The sequence below is a fragment of the Kytococcus sp. HMSC28H12 genome, assembly GCF_001816045.1.
GTDB classification, from domain to species: Bacteria; Actinomycetota; Actinomycetes; order Actinomycetales; family Dermatophilaceae; genus Kytococcus; species Kytococcus schroeteri.
This window is the reverse complement of sequence record NZ_KV824561.1, coordinates 1-2,162: the sequence shown is the minus strand read 5'-3', so window position 1 is coordinate 2,162 and position 2,162 is coordinate 1. Positions and strand designations below refer to the sequence as shown.

At 75.9% G+C, this 2,162-nt stretch carries 2 protein-coding genes; both read left to right on the top strand.

Going from position 1 to position 2,162, the window contains the following annotated elements:
• A partial coding sequence (locus tag HMPREF3099_RS08705) for an RsmB/NOP family class I SAM-dependent RNA methyltransferase (RefSeq protein ID WP_070705607.1) occupies positions 1-1,479 on the top strand: 1,479 nt, incomplete at its 5' end.
• On the top strand, positions 1,476-2,162 hold a 687-nt coding region (rpe, locus tag HMPREF3099_RS08700; RefSeq protein WP_070705606.1), incomplete at its 3' end, for a ribulose-phosphate 3-epimerase. The genes HMPREF3099_RS08705 and rpe, both read left to right, overlap by 4 nt.

Genomic DNA, 2,162 nt, shown 5'->3' with positions numbered 1-2,162 from the left:
GGCCCCCGCGGCGAGCACGGGCGCAGCGCCCACGCCCCCCGGCAGCGCTCCCGCAAGGCCGACGCCCCGCGCACCGCCGCCTGGCACCTGCTGGGGGGCGTCGACGAGGGGGCCTACGCCAACCTCGAGCTGCCCCACGTGATGCGCCGCTTCCGCCTCTCGGGCCGCGACGCCGCGTTCGCCACCGAGCTGGCCTTCGGCACGGTGCGCAGGCAGGGCTTCTACGACCTGGTCATCGCCAGGGCCACGGGCCGCGAGGTCGAGGGCCTGGACCCCGAGTTGCTGCGCACCCTGCGGCTGGGCGCCCACCAGGCCCTCTCGATGCGGGTGCCTCCCCACGCGGCGGCCGACCAGACCGTGGCCCTGGCCCGGTGGGTCAACGGCTCCGGCCCGGCCCGCCTGGTGAACGCTGCCATGCACCGCATGACCGAGAAGGACGCCGAGGCGTGGATGGACGAGGTCACCGAGGGCCTGTCCGGTCCCGACCTGCTCGCCGCCCGCCACTCCCACCCCACGTGGATGGTGCGTGCCCTCATGGCCGGCCTGCTCGACCGCGGCCGCCCCGCCGAGGAGGTGGAGGCGCTGCTGGAGAGCCACAACACCCCGGCGCTGGTCTCCCTGGTGGCCCGACCCGGCTGGGTGGAGGTCGACGAGCTCCTCGAGCAGCCCACGGTGGAGGACGGCCGCTGGGCGCCCACCGCGGTGACCCTCACCGAGGGCGCTCCCGGCGGGATCCGTGCCGTGGAGGAGGGCCGCGCCGGTGTGCAGGACGAGGGCTCCCAGCTCGCCGCCCTCGCGCTGGCCGGCGCCCCCACCCTCGGTGAGGACACCGGCGCCTGGCTCGACCTGTGCGCCGGCCCCGGCGGCAAGGCTGCCCTGCTGGCCACCACCGCGCACCGCCGTGGTGCACGCCTCGTGGCCAACGAGGTGCACCAGCACCGCGCCGATCTCGTGGAGCGTGCCCTGCACCCGGTGAACGTGCCCGAGGCCGACCAGCCCGAGGTGGAGGTGGTGGTCGGCGACGGCGCCGAGTACGCCACCGCCCACCGGGACGCCTTCGACCGTGTCCTGGTGGACGTGCCGTGCACCGGGCTGGGGGCGCTGCGCCGCCGCCCGGAGGCCCGGTGGCGCCGCCAACCGGCCGACCTGGCCCAGCTGGCCCCCACGCAGCGTGCGCTCCTCGGCGGAGCCCTCGACGCGGTGCGCCCCGGCGGCGTGGTGGCCTACGTGACCTGCTCGCCCCACCCGGCCGAGACCTCGGTGGTGGTGGACGACGTGGTGGCCCGCAGGGGCGACGTGGAGCTGCTGGAGGTGGCGCCCGTGCTGCGCGAGGTGGCCCCCGCCCTGGCGGACGCCGAGCTCGAGATGGCGGCCGGCGCCAAGGGTGCCCGTGCCACCTCGGTGCAGCTGTGGCCGCACGTCCACGGCACCGACGCCATGTACATCGCCCTGCTGCGCCGCACCCCGGAGGCCTCATGACCCGCCCCCTGCACGTCCACCCCAGCATCCTGGCCAGCGACTTCACGCGGCTGGGGGCCGAGCTGCAGCGCATCGTGAGCGCCGACGCCGCCCACGTGGACGTCATGGACAACCACTTCGTGCCCAACCTCACCATCGGCCTGCCGGTGGTGGAGGCCCTGCAGAAGGTGACCCCGGTGCCGCTGGACCTGCACCTCATGATCGAGGAGGTGGACCAGTGGGGACCGCGCTACGCCGAGACCGGCGCGCACTCGGTGACCTTCCACGTGGAGGCCAGCCGCGACCCCCGCCAGCTGGCGCGCGACCTGCGCTCGGCCGGCTCCCGCGCCGCGATGGCGCTCAAGCCGGGCACCCCCTTCGCGGACTACGCCGACCTGCTGCCCGAGCTGGACATGGTGCTGGTGATGACCGTGGAGCCCGGCTTCGGCGGGCAGTCGTTCATGCACGACCAGCTCGAGGTGGTGCGCGAGGTGCGCCGGGCGGTGGGGGAGTCCGGGCTCGACCTGGCGATCCAGGTGGACGGCGGCGTGGACGTCGACACCGTGGTCGACGCCGCCGCGGCCGGGGCCGACGTGTTCGTGGCCGGGTCGGCCGTGTTCCGCGGTGACGACGTGGCCGGCGCCATCGCCGACCTGCGGGTGGGTGCCCTGCGAGGGGCGCGCAGCCAGGGCGACGGCGAGCCG